General features: G+C 25.9%; 1 protein-coding gene. It reads left to right on the forward strand.

Annotated features, from left to right (window positions below; genetic code table 11):
* Window positions 1–156: 156 nt before the first annotated feature.
* Complete coding sequence (locus HMPREF3058_RS06020) at window positions 157–588, forward strand: universal stress protein (RefSeq protein WP_017465247.1); 432 nt, start codon at window positions 157–159, stop codon at window positions 586–588.
* The last annotated feature ends 114 nt before the right edge of the window (window positions 589–702 follow it).

Raw genomic sequence — 702 nt, forward strand, 5'->3', positions numbered from 1 at the left:
GGTTAGCTATATTTTTTTACTTTGCAACAGAACCATCTGAAATATATTAATTCAAGGAATATATTTGAATAATTTGAATATGAGAATAAGCATATATATTTAGGGTATATATAAGTAATAGACATCTAAATAATAAGTAATAGGAGGCTGGTGTAGATGTTCAAAAATATATTATTACCCTATGATTTCGAAAATGATTTTAGTGCTATCCCTGACTATTTAGAAAAAGTCACCGATGAAGATTCAGTTGTTGTAATTTATCACGTTGTAACAGAAAATGATCTTGCAATTAGTGTCAAGTATTATAATAAGCATAAAGAAGATATTATTAGAGAAAAAGAAAAAAATCTCACTCCATTTTTACGTGAATTAGAAAAAAGAGATATTCAATATAAAATAGATGTAGATTTTGGGCATATTAAAGATACAATCTTAGAAAAAATTACTTCTGGAGATATAAATAATGGTGAATTTGATTTAGTAATTATGAGTAATCATAGAGTCGATTTGAATATTAAACATGTTTTAGGAGATGTTACACATAAGATTGCTAAAAGAAGTTCTGTCCCAGTACTAATTGTTAAATAAACATAAGAAGTAAGAAATTTATTAATTCAAAAAGCCTAAATACTTTCTCACAAATCGAGTAGACTGACCCCAATTAGTGAGAATTATATAAAAACACTTTCGTTGAATTCATAT

Source organism: Staphylococcus sp. HMSC068G11, assembly GCF_001815825.1.
GTDB lineage: Bacteria > Bacillota > Bacilli > Staphylococcales > Staphylococcaceae > Staphylococcus > Staphylococcus epidermidis.

Bases quoted from the DNA above. Each gene is read 5' to 3' on its own strand.
- HMPREF3058_RS06020 (WP_017465247.1), top strand. From the start codon at position 157: ATGTTCAAAAATATATTATTACCCTATGATTTCGAAAATGATTTTAGT.